The sequence below is a fragment of the Pseudomonas sp. p50(2008) genome (assembly GCF_015351605.1).
GTDB lineage: Bacteria > Pseudomonadota > Gammaproteobacteria > Pseudomonadales > Pseudomonadaceae > Aquipseudomonas.
On record NZ_JACMYF010000011.1, the window covers coordinates 137,759 to 158,199 of the forward strand.

Below are 20,441 nucleotides of genomic sequence, written 5' to 3' on the forward strand. Positions count from 1 at the left end.
AGCTTGACTTTCGGATCGAACCGCCCCTTCGCTGCGTCAAATAACCTATTAGCGGAAAATATTAGCCTATCGTCTGGCGGATTTTTAATGTAGTTAAGCAACTTTAGATTTTCGTCCGGCCTGATAGCTCCCGAATTGATGGCATTCGTTTTTGCATTATTAAGATCACCCAAATATTTATCGTTCCAAACCCTTGCACGGATTGAGGAAGGTGATAAGTGTTCGATCTGTGAACGAGCAGCGAGAGCCTGTTGAGGAGTAACACCGGGCTTAAGGGCAACTGGGGATCTCAATTCAACGTGTTTTATATAAATTTTTCCTGTTTCAGATATTCGCGCCGCCTCATTTCTTGTCTGTATCTTTGCTCGAGCGAATCGGCGCCAATGAACAGCAGCTATTGCCACACCAAACGCCGAATGCCCGTCCTCGTCAACTAGATTGATTGGATCCCCCAAGCAGTACATATATGAATTCACCCCCCCTTCCCAAACGGACTTAAACTGTCCGGACTATTAAACCGCATAAGCACAGGATTAAACGCCCGGTAACCATTACCCAGTAAATAATGCCCTGTCACCGAGTCAGGTCGTTCGCCGGCAAATCCCAGCAGGCTGGTTAAACCGCTTTCAGCGAGACGGTGCCCGTAAGGGGTGTAGGTGATGGAATGCTTTGATGGACATCTATCGAGCGTGTACAGCACAGAACGTTGCAGGTCAGTTGCCAGCAGCGTGGTATCGAATACATCACCCTCTCGCTGTTGCAGTGCAAGCAACTGACCGCCGTGCTGCACGATGGAATGCCCCTTAGCGCCCTGAATTTCGGTGGCCAGTCGGCTTTTGCAGTAAAACCGCTGATGCATGGGTGCATGTGTTTGAGTTTGGTTGATCAGGCGATCCAGCGGATCGTAGCGGTACTGGCAGAGCAACGCGGCTTGTTGAACAGACATTGGACGCTCCGAGCTTTCAAGGTCAGGGCGTTTGAGTATCTGCTGGGTCGCAACGAGTGGGAACTATCAGAACTGTTAGGTTTGCTGGAGTGGCGACCCTTCTGGAAGTGATAGCCCGGGGATTGTTCGCTGCAGGTGAGATACCTGTGGCGAGGGAGCTCGTCGGATCGTCGCACCGTCCCGCTGGGCTGCGTAGCGGCAACAAAACCACGGTCAGCCAGGCTGATTCCTACAACGAGCTGTACTTCGACCAGAACGGCAGCGACAACATCCTCATCGCCGACCAGCGCGGTACGACCAACCTTGTTCAGGGCTCTTCCAACGGCACGGGCAACAGCAGCGAGTTTGATCAGTCGGGCACCGGTAACCAGGCGTTTACCAATCAGATGTATGGCAGTGATAACAAGATCACGGTTAAACAGGCCGATAGCATGAACGTGGCGTATGTGACTCAGGGCGGGACGGGAACGTTGCCAATGTTGATCAGAGTGGGGTGAACCAGATGGCAACGGTGCAGCAGTTTGGGGCGGCTAACCAGGCGACTGTATTGCAGCAGTGAATGGGGGGCTGTAAAGAGCTGCGGCCCTGAGTACAGAGGCGCAGCTTTTTTGGCTCGACTATCTCCTGAAGAACATTTGCAATATCACCCTTTAAGGAAACTCTGAAAAAGCCCACTTTTTGCAAAATCACGGACCTGAAGGCCGCGAACCCCCTGGGATTAACTTTTTAAGTTAGGGCTTTTTCAGACTTACTTAAAATACATTTCTCTGATCCGTTCAGCTTCAGCCCAAAGTTCCCTCTCATATGGAACAGGGGTATTTACAAGTTTTTTCCAAAACTCTCTCGCACCCTCGGCAGTCGGCCTATCATGAATCCGGAGCGTCGGCTCATATATTCCGTTCATAGCATTTATTAACTTTTTCCGATCATAAACGAGTCCACTAACACCTTTGAAGTCGCCTATATAATCGATCAAAACAACACGATCAGTCCTGTAAGCTGGCGTATTTAATTCACTATTAATTTTTGCATTTTTAGACCGTGCTTTTCCCGACTGTTTGAGGTACCTATAATTGCTTTCAAATACATATTCCTCCCAACCGTTGATCATTTTAAGACGATCACGCGCAAAAATCGCCATCTCGGGATCTACCCCATCAACCAATGAATAATAACTATCAGGCGTTGGACCATTGCGCATATTAATTTTCCGCGATTGTGTCACTTCAAGAACTTCCGCCGCTCTTGAAGCAATTGTTTTTGCCGCCCTGTCTTTCCAACGCAACAAACCGTTTTTTATTAACTGACCTACATTCCCGGTCGGATCGTATTTATTAATCGGATCCCCCGAGCAATATGCATACGGATTAAAGCCACCCTTTCCAAATGGGCTCAAATTGTCCGGACTGTTAAAACGCATCAACACCGGATTAAACGCGCGATAGCCATTCCCCAGCAAATAATGCCCGGTCGTCGGATCAGGCCGTTCGCCAGCAAATCCCAACAGGCTGGATAAACCGCTCTCCGGTTGACGATGGCCGTAGGGTGAGTAGGCGATGGATTGTGGTTTAGGGTTTTTATCCAGCGTATGAAGCACTGAACGTTGCTGATCGGTTGCCAGCAGCGCGTTATCGAACACATCATCCTCACGCCGTTGCTGCGCCAGTAACTGATCGCCGTGCTGGAGAATGGAATGCTGCATGGCACCCTGAATCTCGGTAACCAGTCGGCTTTTGCAGTAAAAGCGCTGAAGCGTTGGGATATTGGGCTGGGTGTGGTTGTTGATCAGGCGATCCAGCGGATCGTAGCGATATTGGCAAAGCAAGGCGGACTGCTGGGATGGCATGTGGACACTCCGAGCTTTCAAGGTCTGGGAGTTGCAGTATCTGCCGGTTTGTAGGGAGTGGGGAACTAACAGAACTGATAGGTTTGCCGGGGTAGCGAGCTTTCTTGAAAGGATGGTCCAGGGATTGTTCGCTGCATGTGAGATACCTGTGGCGAGGGAGCTCGTCGGATCGTCGCACCGTCCCGCTGGGCTGCATAGCGGCCCCAAAACCTATGCCCAGTGTGTTGTCAGGCAAACACTGCTGGCAGGTTTTGGGACTGCTGCGCAGTCCAGCGGGAGTGAACTCCCTCGCCACAGGCGGTCGCGTGGCGGCAGGGCAGGCTTGTTGTCTGTCCTGCCGTCATCGCTAGCAAGCTCGCTCCCACAGGAGGGTGAGCCTTCAGGCTATGGGGTCGAGGTTGTCCAGTGCCTGGTTAACGGCCAGGTCGGCCAGCATGATGATCTGCTGGATACCCAGCAACATGCTGCGCTGTGGACCTTCCAGGAAGGTGGCGAAATCGCTGGCCATGATGCTTGCCGACGCTAATGACTCGCAGGCGTTTGCCAACAGGCTTTCGGTGTCCATGTCCGCGACGATTGCGTACATCTTGCCCGGGTTGTGGGGGGTGGTTTTTTTGAGGATTTCGGCTTTGAGGTTGAGGCTGGAGTCGGGGTTGGCGGTGGGGTTTTCGGGGTTTGAATCGGGGGGATTTGGGGTTGGTTTTGGCATGGTTGAACTCCTTTATACCTAGTGGAACCACCAGAATCTGTCGCTAAACAAATTAGGGTGGCAGCTGTACGCAGGTTAGCGAACCGGGAGGTATAAGACCCGGCAGACCCGAGGGTCTCCCGCGCACAGCCACCATATCGAAAACCGCAAACCTGAAATGGCCGCAGTTACGAAAGGAGCATTGTTGCGCTTACACCTAATCGGGTCGCTAAACCCAATCGCTGAGTTTTCAGCGATGCGGAGACGATAGAGACCCAGGCCAAGGCGCACAAGCCGGCGGATTCTGGCGTAGTTGTAGGCAGTGACGCAAGACGATGTAGTTTCAATCCTGGTCCTACATTCCCGTCTGACATCATCGATATTTGCTCCTACAACTTTGTCTGACTCGCCACAGGGGTTCGCGTGGAGGCAGGAGCAGGTTTGTTGTCTGTACTGCCGTCATCGCGAGCAGGCTCACTCCTACAGGTTGATCGGGTACATCCGCATGAATCAGGTCGGTCAATCGGCCGTCATCGCGAGCAAGCTTTGCTCCTACAGAGCATCTAAAGAAAACCACCACACAGCGCCGTTGCCCTTCACCACTCAAGGCCGAGCGTTAGCTCGCCTGCAAGCTTTTGATTTTGATCCACCCGCCCCGTCGGGAGGCCGAGTGGGGGTGTTCATCTGGGGGTCAGGCGCGAAGCGCCGTGCGGCGAAGCCGCACACATCGAGAGGAGGTCGTCGCGAAGCAGACCGTAGGCGATGCCCCCAGATGGACACCGGAGCGAGGGAACACCGAGCTTTAGCGAGGTGCCGTACGCTTGGGGCGAGCCTTTTTTTGCTTACTTTTTTTTGGCGTTTGAAAAAAAAGTGAGTCGCCGTAAGGGCGAAACCCTAAGTGGCCGTTACCGCAGCAATGGATATGTACACCTGCAAAGAATGGGTCGGCTGTCAGGCCGCTATCGCTGGCAAGCCAGCTCCCACAGGGATCGGGGTACATCCGCAAAAAATGGGTCGGCTGCCAGGCCGCCATCGCTGGCAAGCCAGCTCCCACAAGGGTCGGGGTACATCCGCAAGAGCCAGGTTAGCTGTCAGGCCGCCATCGCGAGCAGGCTCACTCCTACATGAGGATCGCAGACAAACCAGATAGCCAGGTCGGCCCGAAGGCCGCCTCGGCTCACTCATCCTCACCCTCCGGCGCCACCCGGTTCTGCGACAAATACCGATCCAGCGTCTCATTCTGCGGCGGCACCGAATTATCCCCCACCACCTGCCACATCTTGCGTTCAATCCCCTGCGCCAGCAAATGCCCGACCGCCGCCTCGATCGCCGACAACACACACAACTGCGCCGGCTCGTTCGTGGTGTAACCCACCTCCGCCTCAAGCAACTTCTTGAACTCGATAAACTTGAACACCCCGGCACTGCGCGCCACCGAATAAATGGTCTTGCTGGTCATCACATTCGCCAGCACCTGCCCACTGCGCACATCCACCGCCCGCAAATTCACCGTCACCTGATCCACCCGATACTCCCGGGAAATATCGATACCCAAATAACGCGCCCCTTCCCCGCCGCTGCGCACGTTGGTGTCGTACGCAATGATCCCGCCCTCGAGCATCATGTTCGCCGCCTGCAGCGGTGGCAGTTCAGCCTGAATGTTCACCGGCGTATTCGGTTTTTTCTGCGAAGCGCGAATGATCTTGCGCTCGGTCAGCAGGTTCTGCAGCCCTTCACGCTCCAGCACCACGAACCAGCCACTGGCCTGCATCGCATCCATCAGCATGCTCGCCGCACCCTGGGTCACGCTGGTCGAGAACGAGCTGGCCGGCGTCGGCTTGTACTGCCCGGTCTGATCACGGAACCCATACACCACCGCCATCAACCGACCCTTGGGCCGTGGCATGTTCAGCAAGTCGTAATACGTCGACGCCCTGGGGGTCAGGGTCGGGGTTTCGGTGTCCTGCTCCGCCGACATCGGCTCACGCAGGCTGCACCCCTGTAAGGCCGCCAACAGCATCCCTAGCACGATTATTTTTTTCATGTCCGTCACTCCCCATCGACCCGCAGCTCCCTCAAGGAGCCAGGCCATTCACCTGGATTTCCGAAATTTCGCCGGTCGCTCGGTCGGTCACTTCGATAGTCAGTGCGCCAGAGTCGTCGACAACGTTGACGATGAATGCGTCGGTGGACAGGCTCCCGGTATTGCCAGTGGAGATGTTGTCCAGCAACTGCCCCAGCAGCCGCGATTGCAACTGGCTGCTGAAGCGTTCCAGGGCCGAGGTCCCGGCGATCGAGGTGCGATCTTTCAGGTCGGGATCGTCGTAGTCGTTCTGCGCCTGGGCATTGTTGAGCAGCCAGGTGCCGTTCAGCGGGTTGCCGCCAAACGAGGGGTTGATCGGCGTGTAGACCAACTCGGTCGCCTGGACCAGGCCGCCACTCCCAAGGCAGAGCAACCACATGGCGGTGCGCTGCGAAAACGTCTTCGTCTTCATAATTCGTCCCTCTCAAGGTCCGTGGTGTCTTGCAACAAGGCTTCCAGCTTGCGCTGGACAATCTGTCCGCGAACCCAGTCGGCGGCGTTGTACGCGTCGTCCTTGAGATCCACGGTGTTGGGCGGCAGGAACCGCCGATAAACCAGGCGCTGCTGATACTCCACGGTGACCAGGCTGCCCCAGCGTGCCGAGGGTCGTTCACGTACCACCAGGTTGAAATCCATCGGGCTGGTGGCGCGCAGGCGCTCACTGAACGAGTAGTAAAATTCGTGGCCAATGTGCGAAATCGTGTCGTCGACGATGAAGCCCAGCATTTCGTCCTCTTCCGCGGCCTGGGCAAAAGACATTGCCAGCACCAGGCTCAAGGCAGCCAGCCATGAGCGGTTCATGGCTGCAGCGCCTGAGGCTGCGCGGACTGGCCTTTGACCGGTCCATTGGTGCCTTCGAGGAAGGCTTTCTCGGCCACGAACTGCCAGTCCTTGTAGCTCGCCATGCCGTTGAAATCCGCCCACTGACTGGGGAAATCCACCTGCTTGAGCGGCTTCTCGGTAGAGGGGCTGTTGATGCCGGTGATGCGCCCGTCAAAACCCCGCTGCAGGTTCCATTCGCCGCCACCGATCGGGTCCGGGTACAGCTGGCGGATATGGTGTTTAGGCGTCGGAAAACGCTGGTCCTGCAACAGGTCTTCAAGCTCTTTGGGGTACTGGGCCAGGCCTGGCGAACTGCGGTAATAGCTGCGCAATGCCTGGGCGTATTGAGTTCCGACCCACAGCAACTGTTTTTCACGGTCCCGGCGCGACGCGGTCGACCACAGCTCGCCGGCACTCGCCAGGCCCATGCCCATGACCGTGATCAGAAACAGCACACCCAGGTAGGTGAAACCGTCTTCGCCTGAAGGCCTACCACTCGGAATAAAGGCTGCCATCACGCGCCCTCCCTGTGGCTCCGCTTTTGATATCCGCCACGCCGCCCGCCACACCTTCAGGTGGTGCGACCATGACCCAGGTGTCCTTGCGTTCGGCAATCGGGTCCATCGGCGGGTTGCGCAGGTAGCGCTGCTCCACCAGTTGATCGATGGAATCGGGGTAGCGCCCGGTGTCGCCGTAGTAGTGATCCAGGGCTTCGCGCATCGACGACAGGCTCTGGCGCAAGGTGGTCTCTTTCGATGTCTCGAGGCTGTTGAAATAGCGCGGCAAGGCAATGGTCATCAGGGTGGCGATGATTGCCATGACCACCATCAATTCCAGCAAGGTAAAACCTTTTTGCCGATGCATAAGCTCACCACTCCCGGTAGGCGACGCCGTTGAGTCCTTTGCCACGGACCTTGGAGTAAACGTCAAAGACGTCCTCGCCTTCCCGTGGATTCTCAGCCGAACTGTCATAGGAACGCAGCCCCCAACCGCCCTCGTCGTCACGCTTGGCCGTTGCCAGCGGGTCGTGGGGAACGCGCCGTAAAAAATAGAACTTGGCGCCCTTGGCACTGCGCACATCACGCACGCCGTCCACCAGCACTTTGAGGTTCGGCGGGTAGCCGCTGCTGTTCAGCGACTTCTCGATGTAACCGGCATCGAACGCACGTTTGTAGGCGTCGATGGCATCGCGTATCTGGTACAGCGCCGTGCGCAGCTCCTGCTCTTTACCCCGGCGCACCACGGTCTCGGTCAGCGGCGCGGCCATGCCGGCCAACAGGCCGATCAGGGACAGCGTCACCACGACTTCGATCAGGGTAAAACCACGTTGCGAGGCGTTCATGATCAAGGCTTCTCGACAGTGACATGAGGGGTGGTGGAAGCGACCGGCGTGATCATGGTTCCGGTGCGGATCGCCGTGTCCATCGACCGGTCCGGTGCCTGAATGTGCATGCTGGTTTCAGTGCCGGTCGGGAACTCCATGTCAGACGGGCTCTGGTACGGCAGGTTGCGCACGATCCGCGGGGTGATCGACAGCACCAGCTCCGATTTGCTGACGTCGTCCCGATTGCTGCCGAACAAGCGGCCCAGCCCTGGAATGTCGCCCAGGCCCGGAATCTTGTTGCCGTTGCTGCCGTGGTCGTTACGCACCAGCCCGGCGAGGATCTGCGTTTCGCCGTCGTGCAGGCGCAGGGTGGTCTGGGCATTACGGGTATCGACCTGAACTGGAATCGTGCCCTGGCGGGTCGGTTCCAGCGGCGTGGCGTTACTCACTTCCAGGGCGATCTTGATCGCCACTTCGTTGTTCAGGTGCACGATGGGCTGCACTTCGAGCTTCAGACCGACGTCCAGGTAAGTCACGCTTTCGGTGATCACCGGGCCCTGCGTCGACGGCACCGAGGTGGCGCTGATGATGGGCACGCGCTGACCGATGTGAATACGCGCCTGCTCGCGGTTGCTCACCCGAATCACCGGGCTGGCCAGGGTGTTGATGTCCTTGTCCTGGGCGTTGATCTTGGCTTGTGGCGAGGGCGAGATCGAGATCCGGCTGGAGTTGATGCCTTTGAGCTGATCGAGCACCGACACCGGTCCACCATCGCTGGTGAGCACGCCAAAGGTGTTGGGCCACTGCAGGCCGAGGTCGAGAATGCGTTGGCGGGCGACTTCCATCACCTCCACTTCCAGCACCACTTCCGGGTTGGACTGATCCTGGGATTGCAGGAGTTTCTCGGCCATGCGGATGGCGTCTTCGCTGTCGCGCATGGTCAGGGTGTTGAGGCGTTCATCGACAAACACATCGCGGGTCTTGAGCATGGTCTTGATCATGTTCAGCGCGGTGTTGGCGTCGATGCTGGTCAGGTAGAACGTGCGCATCACCAGCTCTTGATAATCCTTGAGCTTCTGCGGCGAATCCGGGTAGATCAGCAGGGTGTTTTCGTTCACCACTTTCTGGTGCAACTGGTTCTGTTGCAGCAGCAGCGCCACGGCGTCTTCGATGCGCACGTCACGCACGAAGATGGTGGCTTTCATGTCCGGACGCAGGTCCTTGTCGAAGATGAAGTTCAGCCCGGCTACCTGGGACAGCACTTCGAAAATGGTTTTCAGGTTGGCATCGCGAAACTCCAGGGTGACGGGCCGATCGAGGCGCGTACGCAGCTGTGGGTACTGCACCACGTTGCGGCTCTGCACCAGGCGGATGCTGCTGAGCAGCTCCAGTGCGCCGTCGTTTTTCGGGTCCAGTTCGAGGATCTGTTTAACCTGGCGGTCGGCTGCATAGATGTCGCCACGGCGCAGGTCACCACGGGCCAGTTCAAGCTTTTCGTCCTGGCTACGCATGTGTTCGAGCTGGCTCAGGGACTCCTGGGCGCGACGGTTGTTCGGCTCAATGGTCAACACACGGCCATATCCCATGCGCGCCGAGGCAAAGTCACGCTGGGCGCGGTCCATGTCCGCCTGGGTCAGCAAGGCCGTCACTGCGCGCGCACGGCCGCTGTTCAGGGCCAGGTGCAGCTCGGTGTCGCGTGGGTTCTCACGCAGGCCTTCCTCGATGCGGGCCAGACCGGCTTCGTATTGTCCCGACTCCATCAGGTCGGAGGCCTCTTGTTTGGCGACTTGCGCGGAACTGCACGCAGCCAGCCCTGCACACAGGCAGACAAGGCTTATCAGCAAACGGGATCGGTTCATTGCGTGCTCCCCACAGACAGCGTCTGAGACAAATGCAAAGGCAGGTAAACGAAGCTCAGTTCCACGTCGGAAATGCCTTCGATCCGCCACGTTTCGTCGATCACGTCCCCTTTGCGCACGACGTATATTTTTTCGCCGTTCTGCAAAAACACTTGCAGGTCGGATTGGTCATCCAGCCTTCCCACGAACTGGAAAGGCATGGCCGGTGCGCTAGGGGCTTGCACCACCGGAGTGACGTTGACAGGTTGTTCGGTGACGACGGCCAGGGTCGGCGCCGCCTTCCAGCTGCGGGCGGCAAACAGGTCGCCTGCCGGGCTAAGGTCCTTGATTTCCACTGCTTTACCCGGAGTTGATGCGGCCGCCGGCAACGCGCCGCGAACCGTGCTTTTGGCCGGGGTGGCCACGACAGCGACCGACTCGTCGCCCTCGCCTGCCGGCGTGAAGTAATCAGGCCCCCAGGTCAGCGCTGCCGCCACTGCGAAGAACGCCACCCAACCCACTGCGCGTTTGGTATTCATCATGACCTCGACAGGTAAAGGGTCATGCGGATCCGGCCGGTCAGGTCGGCGTCGGCGATTTTCTTGCGCTGGAACTCCACGTCTTCCACCACCACGGCCGGCAACTGGCCGAGCAAGGCGTGCAGGAAACGCCGCAGTTGCGGGTAGCTACCGCGCACCGGCAGCAGGATCTGATAGCGGGCCAGGTGCGTCTTGGGGTCGATGCCCAGGGAATATTCACCCCGCGCCAGGGTGATGCGTTCCTGGGCGGCCAAGGCGTAGATCTTGTCGATGGCGACGGTCGCCTGAGGCTGGGACGGCAGCTTGCTGCGGAAGTCGTCGAGCTGACGCTGTGGCAGCACCGGCGCGGCGATGCTGCCCTCTTCAACCTTGGCCAAATACTCGCCGGCTTCGCGGGTCTGTTGGCTGAGCTGTTGCAACGACTGCCAGTCCGGCATCAGGCCCGCCAAGCCATAGACCAGCGCCAGCAGCACCAGCGACAGCCCGGCCAGACCGGGAACACCCAGCCCTTGGAGGTATTCGTGAACGATCAATTTAGGGATTTGCATCGCCAATCTCCCAGGTAGCCGACAGGTTGAATTGCACCGGGTGTTCCGGCACGTTGGCGACGATTTCGTGGCTGAGCAGCGACACATCGGAGAGCTCGTCGCTGGCTTCGAGGCGGCGGTGGAAGTCGAGCATTGCGTCCAGATCCCGCGCTTCGGCGCTGATGCGCACCTGGCCTTTACGGGCGTCCGGCGTCAGGGTCAGCAGCGCAATGTTGTCCCGGGGCAGGCTTTCAAGGGTGGCGAACAGGCGTTCCCACGGCCGGCGCAGTTGCTGGGAGACCTTGCGCATTTCCGCCAGGTTTTGTGCCTGTTCGCGGGTTTCGGCCGGGGTCAGGCCGACTTTGCCGCCGGTGTCGCCGGTCAGCACGCGCTGGGTGGTTTGCAGGTGACCTTGCTGTTGCGCGGCCTGGGCGCTGACGTGTTGTTGAACCACGACACAGGCCAGGGTCAGTACCACACCGCCGGCCAGCAGGCTCCAGCCCAAAGGGCCCGAGCGGCGACGCGGCTGGAAGTCGAGCATCAGGGCGCGCATGTCAGGCCACCGCCCGGGACATGACGTACAGGCTATCGCGTACGGCTGTCCGGTCCTCTTCAAGGGTGCGCAGGTGCACACCGGGTACGTCGGGGTGTGAATCGAGGCGCGCCGGGGCATGCAGGTAAACGTTCAGCGGACGTTCGCTGGTGGACGCTTGCAGCTGGCTTTCACGACCGATCAATGCGCTCAGTGCGGCGTCGCTGTCACTGCTGCCCACCGAACGCACCGAAGTCCAGCGCCCTTCCCGCGCCACCAGCAGGACACTGCGCACCGGCTCGGCGACCACGAAGAGGAAGTCGCCGGCGTCCAGGCTTTTATCGAAGTGATTGAACGCCGCCATCAGGTACGGTTGCACGGAACGCAGGCGCAACCCACGGCCGCTGGCCATCGTGCGCAGACGCTCCAGCAAGTCCTGCGGCAACGCGGCGGCAATGCGGTCGTAGCCTGCCGGTTCAGCCGACAACACCAGGTTCCAGGGTTGCGTCGGCACGCCGAACAGGTCTTCAAAGCACAGCTGGGCGAACCCTTGCAGCTCGGCGGGGCTGCTGATTTGATCGCTCCAGGGCACCAGGCAGAATCGGCTGAAGTGCCCGGAGACGACCACGCTCAACTGCGCACCGGCAGGCGCATGTTCGCCCAGCAGACGGTCGAGGGTTTCCAGGGCGACGGCCCAGGCATGGAAGCCTTCGTCGATAAAACCGACGCTGCCCAGCCACAGGGTTTCGTTGCCACGGCGCTGGCCCAGACCGACACCACTGGCGCCGAGCACGGCGACAAAACGATCACGAGACAAAAGTGACACGATTGATCTCCTCGAGCGTGGTACGCCCTTCTTGCACCAGTTCCAGAGCTGACTCGCGCAGCAGACGCAAGCCACGTTTGCACGCGTGGGCCTTGATTTTCGAAATCGGTTGGCGCTCCACAATCATCTGCCGCAGCTCGTCGTCCAGGTGCAGCAGCTCGGCAATCGCCGTGCGTCCGCGGTACCCGGTGCCACGGCAGTTGCCGCAACCCTTGCCATGGACGAAATGAAAATCGCTGACCTGTTGCGGGTCGAGCCCGGAGAGGTGCAGCTCGTCATCGGTCGGGTGATGCGGTGCGCTGCAGCTGGCGCAGACCAGGCGGATCAGGCGCTGGGCCAGCACTGCGTTGAGCGCCGAGACGAGGCTGTAGGGGTCGATTTCCATCTGGGTGAAGCGGCCAATGACGTCGAACACGTTGTTGGCGTGAATGGTGGTGAACACCAGGTGCCCGGTGAGTGCCGACTGCACGGCGATTTGTGCGGTGTCGGGGTCACGGATTTCACCGACCATGATCTTGTCCGGGTCGTGGCGCAGGATCGAGCGCAAACCGCGAGCGAAGGTCAGGCCTTTTTTCTCGTTGACCGGGATTTGCAGCACGCCCGGCAACTGATACTCGACCGGGTCTTCGATGGTGATGATCTTGTCCACGCCGTGGTTGATCTCGGTGATCATGGCGTAGAGGGTGGTGGTTTTACCGCTGCCGGTCGGGCCGGTCACCAGCACCATGCCGTAGGGTTCGGCCGCGAGGCGACGGAGCTGGCGCAGGGTTTCATCTTCGAAGCCCAGGGCTTGCAATTGCACGCCGCTGACCTTGTCGGCCAGGTCCTGCTTGTCCAGCACCCGCAGCACCGCGTCTTCACCAAAAATGCTCGGCATGATCGACACCCGAAAGTCGATCTGACGGCCACTGATGCCGATCTTGAAACGACCGTCCTGGGGCACGCGCTTTTCGCCGATGTCCAGTTCGGCCATGACCTTGACCCGGGAAATCACCTGCTCGGCGAACTCGCTGCCCTGGATCTTGCTGATGTTGTTGAGCACGCCATCGATGCGGTACTTGATCACCAGGCCGCTGCCGGTGGTGCCCAGGTGAATGTCGCTGGCGTGCATTTTCAGGGCGTCGTACAGGGTCGAGTTGACCAGCTTGACGACAACGCTGGCGTCTTCGCTGATGCTGGTCAGGGACAGGCTTTGCAACTTGTCGGTTTCAACCCCGCCCTCTGCCTGGGCGTTGAGCGATTCCACGGCATGGAAGCTTTCTTCGTGACGCGCCAGGTAGGCTTTCAGGTCATCGGCATGCACCAGGTACAGCGGTGCGCCGTGCAGGCAGTCATCGATCCAGGCCAGGCGCGCGGTGTCGAAGGGGTCGGCGAAGACGCCGATGACCGCTTCGTCGTGACGCAGCAGGATGAATTCGCGCTTGAGGCATTGAGCCAGGGTGACCCGGTCGAACACCGGGGTGGCTTGAAACAGGGTGTCGGTGTCGAGCACCGGATAATGCAGGGTGGCGCCAAGGCACTCGATGAAAGCCATGGGGGCCAGTTCGCAGAGTACCCCGAGGGCTTCGAGGACCCGCTCGCCGGAGGTGGCCGCCCGGGACCGGGCCTGGGCCAGTTGCTCACTGGAAAAACGAGACGGTACACAGTCCAACAGCGCCGGTTCTACGGCAAGGGATAGACGGTCCATGGCATGCTCTCCAACGCCGGGGGCTTTGAGCCCTGTCGACGCGGCGAGCAGTTACGGTGGGGGCCGGAACGTCTTGTCGCGCCACTACTCCCCGGTGAGCAATTGTTCGTCGTCTGGTGCCATGGAGGCCGACGTTCGTCGGCGATCTGCCAGCAGCCAACTGCCGTCGTACAACTGCAGCGGGAAACTCTCGGTTCTGCTCTGGCGTCGTTCGACGAATCCTTCAGCGGTACTCGCTTCGCGCTTCATCCCTAAAAGGTCACACACGGCACGGGCCAATTCCGCCAACGGAAACGGTTTGAACAGGATATGACTGACTCCCAGTTGCCGGGCCCGCTCACAGACTTCAGCGGTTGGATGCCCTGTGATCAGTACAAAATGACACTTCCTGTTCTGGCGGACAGCATCGAGAACGTCGAAACCTTCCATATCGGGCAAGCGGTAATCGAACACCATCACGTCGGGAGCAAATACAGCGGCTTCGCCGATGGCCTTGGCACCTTCGTGTGCTATCCGGACTTCCAGCCCTTGCGCCTGCAGATAATCCTGGAGGTTTTGTGCAAGCAGCTGTTCGTCTTCAACAACCAGTACTTTGTTTAACAAGGTGGACTCCTTGTAACCGCAGGTCCGAGTGAACCTGGTGGAGTGCGCGCCTTACTGAGGCTAACGCACACTTCATGCCAGGCTGAGCGCCGGTGTTTTTACCACTGCATGTCGTTGATATGTATAAAAAATCTGTTTTCGCCCAAGTACCCCACCCCCCAAAGGCGGGGGAAGCGCACGGATGTACCCTGAAGCTTTGCCCCACTATTGGGGAACAATCTTCAATCGTCGTCAATCCGTTCGATTCGATTGCTTGACCGAAGTTGGGCCAAGGCCTGAAGGCGCGCCTGGGTCTGTTGCTGTCGGGCAAGGTACGCCCTGACCATTTCAAGCCCCTGCTCCTGTGTGACATCGGCGGCCTCCTGGTGGTTCTGTAAATAAATCAGGTGCCACCCAACGGCGGTGCGCACCGGCTCACTGATCTCACCTGCGGCCATGGAAAAAGCTGTCGCTTCGAATTCCGGCAACATCCGGCCCCGAGGAAAGTAACCCAGCTCCCCGCCCGCGCTGGCGGAATCATCCTCGGAACTGCTTCTGGCAACACTGGCAAAATCTGCACCTTGAGTGATCTTCACTCGCATCTCTGATAAGCGTAGTCGCGCGGCTTCGATTGTGGCGGCATCGGCACCTTGCGGCACTTTGACCAGAATATGCCGGGCCTGGACTTCCTCGGGCCGGCTCATTTCTGCGCGATGCTCCTCGTAAAAAGCGCGGACCTGCTGTTCGTCCGGCGCGTCGACTTTAGTGAGCTCGGCATACACCTGTTGCGCCGCCAATTCGCGACGGGTGTACTCGGTAAAACTGGCTTCGTCGAAACCGGCATCATTCAGTCGGCGGACGAACACTTCGGTGCCGCCCATGGCCTCGCGGGTTTGATCGATCTGGTCTTTGACAACGGCGTCGCTGATCACCACCCCGCGTTTCACCGCCTCCTGCCAGAGCAATTCCTTGTCGATCAACGCGTCCAGCGCCTTGCGCCGCAGCTGCTTGTAGGCCGTGGGGTTGCGAATACTGCCGACTGCCCGCCCCTGATCTTCCAGGTATTCGACGAAAAAACGCTCCAGACGAAACTCGGAAATCTCCTCGCCGTTGACCCGCGCAGCGGCCGGGCCATTGCTGCTGAAGGCGACGGGCGCCCACAGGCTCATCAGGATCAACCAGGTGTTGAGTTTCATGTCGACCTCCAGTCAGGGCATCGCGGCAATGGGTTTGTACGGGGCGACCAGATAGAAGCGCTGGTCGGTCAGGTCCACCGTGACGACATGGGCGCCACTCAAGCCCAGGCGACGGCCCGGGCCGAAACTGATCAGTGGGGTCAGTCCGGTATCGAAGTCGTGCAGGCCTTCCAGCGCGCTGATGAGCTTCTCGCGGCTGGCGTCGCGCCCGGTCTGCTTCATGCCTTCGCTGAACAGCAGCATCGAGCTGAAAACGCTTACTTGCAGCACCGCGTGCTGGCCGCCCAGGCCCTGGGTTTCGCGCACCCTGGACAGGGCCAGGCGTCCGGCCCGCGTCCAGTCACTGGGCACGAACGGATAAGCGAGGAACACCCGTCGGGAAAAGCTGCTGGGCACCTGGAACAAGTCCCCGGCCACCTGATTCGAAGCGGCGAACAAATACGGCACCTGCCCCGCGGTCTGCAAGCGCTCGGCGAGGCGTCTGAACCCGCCACCGCTGCCCAGGTAGAACACCGAACGCGAACCCAATGGCAAGTCGTCCCGCGCCGGGTCATAGACTTGCAGATGGACGTTCTGCCACGCGTGGTCCTGCAAATACTGGCCGAGGGTTTGCGCCGCCAGACGCTGATTGGGTTCGTCTGGGTAGGTGATCAGCGTCGGTCCCTGCAACACGCGCAAACCGCCGGTGGCGTAATCCGCCAGCGCGATCATTTGCTCGCGCAAACCCGGCAACGGCTCGAAGATCTGCCGGCTGGTCCCGGACATGCCCTGGTGCGACAGCGGACCGATCAGCGGCACACGGGCGCGCTCCAGTCGCGCCGCCAGCTCTGCGTCCAGTGCCGGCACCATCGGTGCGACCAGGGCGAACACCTGTTCCCGTTCGATCAACTGATCCAGTGCCTGCTCGGCACTGGCGCGATCCGGTCCGGGATCAAGAATGGTCAGGCGTATCCGCCGGCCATGAATGCCACCCGCCTGGTTGATCCGCGCCACGCTGCCGTTAAGCACTGCTGCCACCGTGGCCCCCTCTTCGGCCAAGGGTCCCTGGCTCGGTAACAAGGTGCCCAGGTGCACGGTCTCCGGGTCCAGCCCCGGATCGCGGTCATCGGCCAGGCGCTTGAGGTAGGCCGTGAGGTTGCGCTGATCGTTCATCGACAGGACGAAACGCGGCATGGCCGGGTCCAGCCGATTATTGCCAGGGTCCAGGCCTTCCTGGATCGCCCTGGACAGCGCGGCGTCGGTGTACGCCGGGTAATCGCGGCCATTGACCTGCTGCTGGCCATAGGTGCTGCTGAGCCGTGGCCAGCTCAGGTCCGGTGGTCGCACGCCCCCTTCGGGTCGACCCAGGCCATCGGCACCGTGACAGTTGGCGCACGGCAGGCTGGTGGCGGGCAACAGCATCCCCGCCGCGCCGACCCGCGCCATGATCGGTTCACCGCTCGCCGACAGCCCTTCGCGGAACAGCCGTTTACCGGCACTTTCGCTGGGGCTCAACGGCAGTTCCTGGGCAGCGACCTGCAGGCTGCCAAGGAATAACAGGCCGAAGACGAGTAAAGTTTTCATGGCGCGCGCTCAACGGCCGACCACGGGCATTGTCAGCAACTGCAAGCGCTGGGCAATGGCGGCGGCCGGGGCATCGGGGCGGATCTTGCTCCAGCGCTTGTTGGCTACGTCACCGACAATCAGCTGCGTGGAGTGCTGCTCAGGGGTCGGCACGATCTGGCCGATACGTCCGAGCACCAGGTCCATCTGCGCCTTGTCGCCGGTGAGAAAAAGCCAGTGGGGGTCGTCTACCCCTTGTTTCAAGGTGTAAGCCTTGAGTACCGCCGGGGTATCCCGCAGCGGATCACTGGTAAGGGAGATAAAGGTGATGCCGTCCGCCTTGTCGCCCAACGCTTCACGAACCTCTTTGAGCTTGCGGGTGATCAACGGGCAGGCATCGTTGCAACTGGTGAAAATCACATTCAACAGCACCACACGGTTTTGCAGCGCGTCGCTGTAGAAGCGCAGGGTCTCGCCGTTCTGGTCCTGCAGCGGCGTGTCGGTAAACCAGGCCTTGGCATCACGGGTGCCCGTGGCCGGCTGCGCAGCCGCCACGGCTGGCGCGGGTTCTGCGTGCCCTTCGTGCGCCAGCGCCATAAAGCTGAACACGCAGAAGCACATGGTCAGGACGATCAAAATGAGCGCTCTCATGGCTGCTGCTCCATGGCAATGGCGGTGTGCCTGGCGTGGGTGTTGCGTTGACCACTGAGTTTTTCCACCTCACGGATCAGCACGCTCGGGTCGGTGAAACCGTAGTAACGGGTCCAGTGGCTGCTGTTGCCATCGCCCACCAGAATCAGCGGCGCATGGCTTTTGAAGTCACCGCTGAAGCTGCCCAGACCCTTGAGGGTTTCATTCACCGATTGGGTCGAGCCGGTCAGCCAGCTCCAGCCAGGACCGTTCTGGAAGGCGCGGGCGTAATCGTTCAGGCGCTTGGGATCATCGCGCTGCGGGTCGATGCTGATCGACACCAGCTGCACCTCGCTGCCGACCCGTGCGCCAAGCTGTTTCTGCACCTTGCCCATGATCGACGACACCACCGGGCACACGGTGGTGCAGCTGGTGTAGATGAAACTCATGACCACGATCTTGTTGGTCACCAGGTCTTTTTCCAGGCGCACGGCCTTGCCGTCCTGGTCCACCAGGGCGACGTCGGCGAACTTGACCTGCGCGTTTTCGGCGCTGGCGCTCTTGGCGTCCATGGTGTGCCCGGCGTGTTCATCTGCCGAGTGAGCCAGGGCCTGATCGATACCACTGGCCAGCAGGCACAGCGTCAGCAGTCCACAGTGTGCGAATCGGTTCATGTCGATGTCCTCTTCAGTGGGCGTTGCCAGGGAGTACCCGGACGCTGGCAAATGTCTTGTCGTCGAAGCTCGCGCCCAATGAGGCCGCGCGTACATGCAAGTACCAGGCGCCGTTCTGGTCGAGGGTCACCGGGGCTTCGTACACCCCGTTGCCCACTTCCAGCGCCGCGACGGTCCGGGTTTTCGATGACGGCGCGCGGAAGTACCGCACCTTCACGTCCCTGACCCCGCTGCGCTCGGTTTTCTGCTGGCCCTGAACGATGCGAAAGCGCACGACGTAGGGGCTGCCGAGGTCGGCGGTGGATTTGTCCAGCATGAACTCGACCTTTGGCACACCGGGTTGCCTGGCGAGGTTCATGGAGGGCTCAACCAGCGCGGTGAAACAGTGAATGATGTTCGGCTGGTTGAGCAGGAAGGCCACGTCGAATCGCCCGGCCACCGGCAGCTTGACCCGCGCGCTGTACAGCCCCGGTTCGACTTCGCGCAGGCTGCGATCGATCACCAGCGCCGCACGCGCCACCTGCCCGCGATTGGGGTAGCCGGACATCGGTGCGTTCATGCCTTCGGCGTAAAAGTAGGTGGTGTTGTCCACGGGGTTGACCACGAACACTGCGTTGTCATCCCGGGACACCGCCAGGCTCGATGCCAGTGGCAGATCACCCGCCAGACGCGGCGCCTGGGGACCGGCTTCGAAGCCCTGGGTGATCGGCTTGCGGCCTTCGCCCAGGGACGACAGGTTGATCATGGTGACCTTGGCCGAGGCCAGGCCGCGGATGTAGGCATAGGCCTTGGTGAATACAATCTGGAAGGGTTCAGTGGAGACGTCCAGGTCATGGATCAGCGAGTTGGTCGCGGCGTCGATAACCGAGGCCTGGTTCTCCAGGGTATTGAGCACGATGGCGAAGCGTCCGTCGGCGCTAAAGCTCATCGGACCGAGGCCCTGCTTGAGCTGGATCACCCGGCGCACCGCCAGGCTGGCAGTGTCGATCACGGTGACCGTGCCGTCCTTGCCGTCGGCCACGTACGCCGCCTGGGACAGCGGCGAGTAGGCCACGGACAGCGGGTGCGAGCCGGTCTTGAGTTGCTTGCTGATGGTCAGGCTCGCGATGTCGATGATGCTGACGGTGCCGTCGTCGCGGTTGCTGACGAAGGCGTAGCGGCTGTCCTTGCTGAAGGCGATTTCATGGTGCCCGGCACCCGTCGCCAGGTGTTTGAGAGGCTTGAGGCTGCGGGCGTCGATGACCGTCACCCCGGACTCTTCGGCACTCCTGGCGTTGTTGCCGACCCACAGCAAACGCTCATCCGGTTGCAGTGCCACACGCACCGGGTTACTGCCAGCAGGCACCGAGTCGAGCAGTTTGAATTGCTCGCTGTCGATCACGGCGATTTCACCCGCCGTGGGCATCGAGACGAATACCCGTTTGTTGTCCTTGGGGGTGGTCCAGTCCATCGGGGGTTGCTTGATGTCGATGCGCGACATGGTGCTGGTGATGCCACCCACGGAGACCGAAGGGTCGACCACCGAGACGCTGGCATCGCGATTCATCACCAGCAGGAAGTAGCTGTTGAGATCGAGCATGGGGCGTGCGCCGATGCTCGACTTAAGGAACACCCCGACCCGGGATTTGCAACTCTTTTCCCGGCCCTGGGCCTGATCTGCCGCGACGGTTTCCGGGTCGAGCCAGGCACCCGGCGCGACACCTGCCAGTGGCTGACCGGAGGCGCTGTCGGTGATGCGAAAACGCACATCGGCGAACTCGCCTTCGCGCAGCACGCCGTCTTCGGCCAGGGGGCGCACCTCCAAGGCGATCGATACGCCGTCTCGCTCGAGGGTCTGTGGTGACTTCATCGCGAGCAGGCCCGCTTCTACAGGTGGCTGGTCGGTAGACCGAGGTGAAGCATTCGCGGGCAAGCCCGCTCCCACAGGGGGCGGGGTGGACGGAGGAGATTGCGTAGTCGCGGGCGAACTGGCGTTGGCGGACCAGGTATTCGGCAGCGCGATCTCGCTGAGCATGTCCGACGGTATGGTCTTCCAGAGCCCCAGCCCGATCAGCGCCGCGCCGACAACCAGTGCACTGGTGGTGATTTTGATGGTCCTGTTCATTGCCTACTCCCCTTACAGATCTGTGCCTGTCTGTCGCGTGCAGTGCGATGCTAAT

General features: G+C 60.2%; 20 protein-coding genes and 2 pseudogenes. 1 reads left to right on the plus strand and 21 read right to left on the minus strand.

The annotated features are described in order from the left end of the window. Window positions 1-413: 413 nt before the first annotated feature. Window positions 414-946 (minus strand): annotated as a pseudogene (locus H7698_RS31500) (RHS repeat-associated core domain-containing protein); the annotation flags it as partial. 194 nt (window positions 947-1,140) lie between these two features. Here H7698_RS31500 and H7698_RS27680 point away from each other — a divergent pair. Next, window positions 1,141-1,505 (plus strand): annotated as a pseudogene (locus tag H7698_RS27680) (curlin); the annotation flags it as partial. 189 nt (window positions 1,506-1,694) lie between these two features. Here H7698_RS27680 and H7698_RS27685 read toward each other — a convergent pair. From H7698_RS27685 to H7698_RS27780, 20 genes are all read right to left on the minus strand, one after another. After that, window positions 1,695-2,792, minus strand: a complete 1,098-nt coding sequence (locus tag H7698_RS27685; RefSeq protein WP_194693505.1) for an RHS repeat-associated core domain-containing protein — start codon at window positions 2,790-2,792, stop codon at window positions 1,695-1,697. Window positions 2,793-3,171: 379 nt separating this feature from the next. Next, complete coding sequence (locus H7698_RS27690; RefSeq protein ID WP_194693506.1) at window positions 3,172-3,501, minus strand: DUF6124 family protein; 330 nt, start codon at window positions 3,499-3,501, stop codon at window positions 3,172-3,174. Between the two features lie 1,156 nt (window positions 3,502-4,657). Next, window positions 4,658-5,524, minus strand: a complete 867-nt coding sequence (locus tag H7698_RS27695; protein ID WP_162440970.1) for a CsgG/HfaB family protein — start codon at window positions 5,522-5,524, stop codon at window positions 4,658-4,660. Window positions 5,525-5,555: 31 nt separating this feature from the next. Next, complete coding sequence (locus tag H7698_RS27700) at window positions 5,556-5,975, minus strand: curli assembly protein CsgF (RefSeq protein ID WP_162440971.1); 420 nt, start codon at window positions 5,973-5,975, stop codon at window positions 5,556-5,558. Then, complete coding sequence (gene csgE, locus H7698_RS27705) at window positions 5,972-6,364, minus strand: curli production assembly/transport protein CsgE (protein ID WP_194693507.1); 393 nt, start codon at window positions 6,362-6,364, stop codon at window positions 5,972-5,974. The genes H7698_RS27700 and csgE overlap by 4 nt, the downstream gene beginning before the upstream one ends. Further along, on the minus strand, window positions 6,361-6,900 hold the full coding sequence (locus tag H7698_RS27710) for a type II secretion system protein (RefSeq protein WP_162440973.1): 540 nt from the start codon (window positions 6,898-6,900) through the stop codon (window positions 6,361-6,363). Before H7698_RS27710 ends, csgE begins: the two co-directional genes overlap by 4 nt. Continuing rightward, entirely contained in the window at window positions 6,875-7,249 is a 375-nt protein-coding gene (locus H7698_RS27715) for a type II secretion system protein (RefSeq protein ID WP_194693508.1), read from the minus strand. Before H7698_RS27715 ends, H7698_RS27710 begins: the two co-directional genes overlap by 26 nt. Window positions 7,250-7,253: 4 nt before the next feature. After that, entirely contained in the window at window positions 7,254-7,727 is a 474-nt protein-coding gene (locus tag H7698_RS27720; protein WP_162440975.1) for a type II secretion system protein, read from the minus strand. A gap of 2 nt (window positions 7,728-7,729) precedes the next feature. Next, window positions 7,730-9,568, minus strand: a complete 1,839-nt coding sequence (locus tag H7698_RS27725) for a type II secretion system protein GspD (protein ID WP_162440976.1) — start codon at window positions 9,566-9,568, stop codon at window positions 7,730-7,732. Continuing rightward, the gene (locus H7698_RS27730; protein WP_194693509.1) at window positions 9,565-10,086 is read right to left on the minus strand and encodes a hypothetical protein; all 522 of its coding nucleotides are present in this window, start codon (window positions 10,084-10,086) and stop codon (window positions 9,565-9,567) included. Before H7698_RS27730 ends, H7698_RS27725 begins: the two co-directional genes overlap by 4 nt. Next, entirely contained in the window at window positions 10,086-10,634 is a 549-nt protein-coding gene (locus H7698_RS27735) for a GspMb/PilO family protein (RefSeq protein ID WP_194693510.1), read from the minus strand. Before H7698_RS27735 ends, H7698_RS27730 begins: the two co-directional genes overlap by 1 nt. Beyond that, entirely contained in the window at window positions 10,621-11,166 is a 546-nt protein-coding gene (locus tag H7698_RS27740; RefSeq protein ID WP_162440979.1) for a PilN domain-containing protein, read from the minus strand. Before H7698_RS27740 ends, H7698_RS27735 begins: the two co-directional genes overlap by 14 nt. A 1-nt stretch (window position 11,167) precedes the next feature. Next, window positions 11,168-11,971 (minus strand): hypothetical protein, encoded by an 804-nt coding sequence (locus H7698_RS27745; RefSeq protein ID WP_194693511.1) that lies wholly within the window; start codon window positions 11,969-11,971, stop codon window positions 11,168-11,170. Beyond that, the gene (locus H7698_RS27750) at window positions 11,952-13,658 is read right to left on the minus strand and encodes a GspE/PulE family protein (RefSeq protein ID WP_162440981.1); all 1,707 of its coding nucleotides are present in this window, start codon (window positions 13,656-13,658) and stop codon (window positions 11,952-11,954) included. Before H7698_RS27750 ends, H7698_RS27745 begins: the two co-directional genes overlap by 20 nt. A gap of 84 nt (window positions 13,659-13,742) precedes the next feature. Continuing rightward, complete coding sequence (locus tag H7698_RS27755; RefSeq protein WP_194693512.1) at window positions 13,743-14,261, minus strand: response regulator; 519 nt, start codon at window positions 14,259-14,261, stop codon at window positions 13,743-13,745. Window positions 14,262-14,482: 221 nt separating this feature from the next. Further along, entirely contained in the window at window positions 14,483-15,436 is a 954-nt protein-coding gene (locus tag H7698_RS27760; RefSeq protein ID WP_194693513.1) for a peptidylprolyl isomerase, read from the minus strand. A 12-nt stretch (window positions 15,437-15,448) separates the two neighbouring features. Next, window positions 15,449-16,999 carry a cytochrome c/ABC transporter substrate-binding protein gene (locus tag H7698_RS27765; protein WP_194693514.1) on the minus strand — a complete coding sequence of 517 codons (1,551 nt, stop codon included), beginning with the start codon at window positions 16,997-16,999 and terminating at the stop codon, window positions 15,449-15,451. A 9-nt stretch (window positions 17,000-17,008) separates the two neighbouring features. Further along, window positions 17,009-17,629: an SCO family protein gene (locus H7698_RS27770; protein WP_194693515.1), complete on the minus strand. Its 621-nt coding sequence runs from the start codon at window positions 17,627-17,629 to the stop codon at window positions 17,009-17,011. Next, window positions 17,626-18,282: an SCO family protein gene (locus tag H7698_RS27775; protein WP_194693516.1), complete on the minus strand. Its 657-nt coding sequence runs from the start codon at window positions 18,280-18,282 to the stop codon at window positions 17,626-17,628. The genes H7698_RS27770 and H7698_RS27775 overlap by 4 nt, the downstream gene beginning before the upstream one ends. A gap of 13 nt (window positions 18,283-18,295) precedes the next feature. Continuing rightward, a complete protein-coding gene (locus H7698_RS27780; RefSeq protein WP_235992970.1) occupies window positions 18,296-20,386 on the minus strand; it encodes a YncE family protein in 2,091 nt (696 codons plus the stop codon). Between the last annotated feature and the right edge of the window lie 55 nt (window positions 20,387-20,441).

What these genes read in the sequence shown, in the direction of transcription:
- H7698_RS27695 (WP_162440970.1), bottom strand. Translation starts at nt 5,524, where the DNA reads ATGAAAAAAATAATCGTGCTAGGGATGCTGTTGGCGGCCTTACAGGGG.
- H7698_RS27780 (WP_235992970.1), bottom strand. Translation starts at nt 20,386, where the DNA reads ATGAACAGGACCATCAAAATCACCACCAGTGCACTGGTTGTCGGCGCG.
- H7698_RS27735 (WP_194693510.1), bottom strand. Translation starts at nt 10,634, where the DNA reads ATGCAAATCCCTAAATTGATCGTTCACGAATACCTCCAAGGGCTGGGT.
- H7698_RS27765 (WP_194693514.1), bottom strand. Translation starts at nt 16,999, where the DNA reads ATGAAAACTTTACTCGTCTTCGGCCTGTTATTCCTTGGCAGCCTGCAG.
- H7698_RS27740 (WP_162440979.1), bottom strand. Translation starts at nt 11,166, where the DNA reads ATGCGCGCCCTGATGCTCGACTTCCAGCCGCGTCGCCGCTCGGGCCCT.
- H7698_RS27750 (WP_162440981.1), bottom strand. Translation starts at nt 13,658, where the DNA reads ATGGACCGTCTATCCCTTGCCGTAGAACCGGCGCTGTTGGACTGTGTA.
- H7698_RS27720 (WP_162440975.1), bottom strand. Translation starts at nt 7,727, where the DNA reads ATGAACGCCTCGCAACGTGGTTTTACCCTGATCGAAGTCGTGGTGACG.
- H7698_RS27730 (WP_194693509.1), bottom strand. Translation starts at nt 10,086, where the DNA reads ATGAATACCAAACGCGCAGTGGGTTGGGTGGCGTTCTTCGCAGTGGCG.
- H7698_RS27770 (WP_194693515.1), bottom strand. Translation starts at nt 17,629, where the DNA reads ATGAGAGCGCTCATTTTGATCGTCCTGACCATGTGCTTCTGCGTGTTC.
- H7698_RS27715 (WP_194693508.1), bottom strand. Translation starts at nt 7,249, where the DNA reads ATGCATCGGCAAAAAGGTTTTACCTTGCTGGAATTGATGGTGGTCATG.
- H7698_RS27710 (WP_162440973.1), bottom strand. Translation starts at nt 6,900, where the DNA reads ATGGCAGCCTTTATTCCGAGTGGTAGGCCTTCAGGCGAAGACGGTTTC.
- H7698_RS27775 (WP_194693516.1), bottom strand. Translation starts at nt 18,282, where the DNA reads ATGAACCGATTCGCACACTGTGGACTGCTGACGCTGTGCCTGCTGGCC.
- H7698_RS27690 (WP_194693506.1), bottom strand. Translation starts at nt 3,501, where the DNA reads ATGCCAAAACCAACCCCAAATCCCCCCGATTCAAACCCCGAAAACCCC.
- H7698_RS27700 (WP_162440971.1), bottom strand. Translation starts at nt 5,975, where the DNA reads ATGAAGACGAAGACGTTTTCGCAGCGCACCGCCATGTGGTTGCTCTGC.
- H7698_RS27760 (WP_194693513.1), bottom strand. Translation starts at nt 15,436, where the DNA reads ATGAAACTCAACACCTGGTTGATCCTGATGAGCCTGTGGGCGCCCGTC.
- H7698_RS27725 (WP_162440976.1), bottom strand. Translation starts at nt 9,568, where the DNA reads ATGAACCGATCCCGTTTGCTGATAAGCCTTGTCTGCCTGTGTGCAGGG.
- H7698_RS27685 (WP_194693505.1), bottom strand. Translation starts at nt 2,792, where the DNA reads ATGCCATCCCAGCAGTCCGCCTTGCTTTGCCAATATCGCTACGATCCG.
- csgE (WP_194693507.1), bottom strand. Translation starts at nt 6,364, where the DNA reads ATGAACCGCTCATGGCTGGCTGCCTTGAGCCTGGTGCTGGCAATGTCT.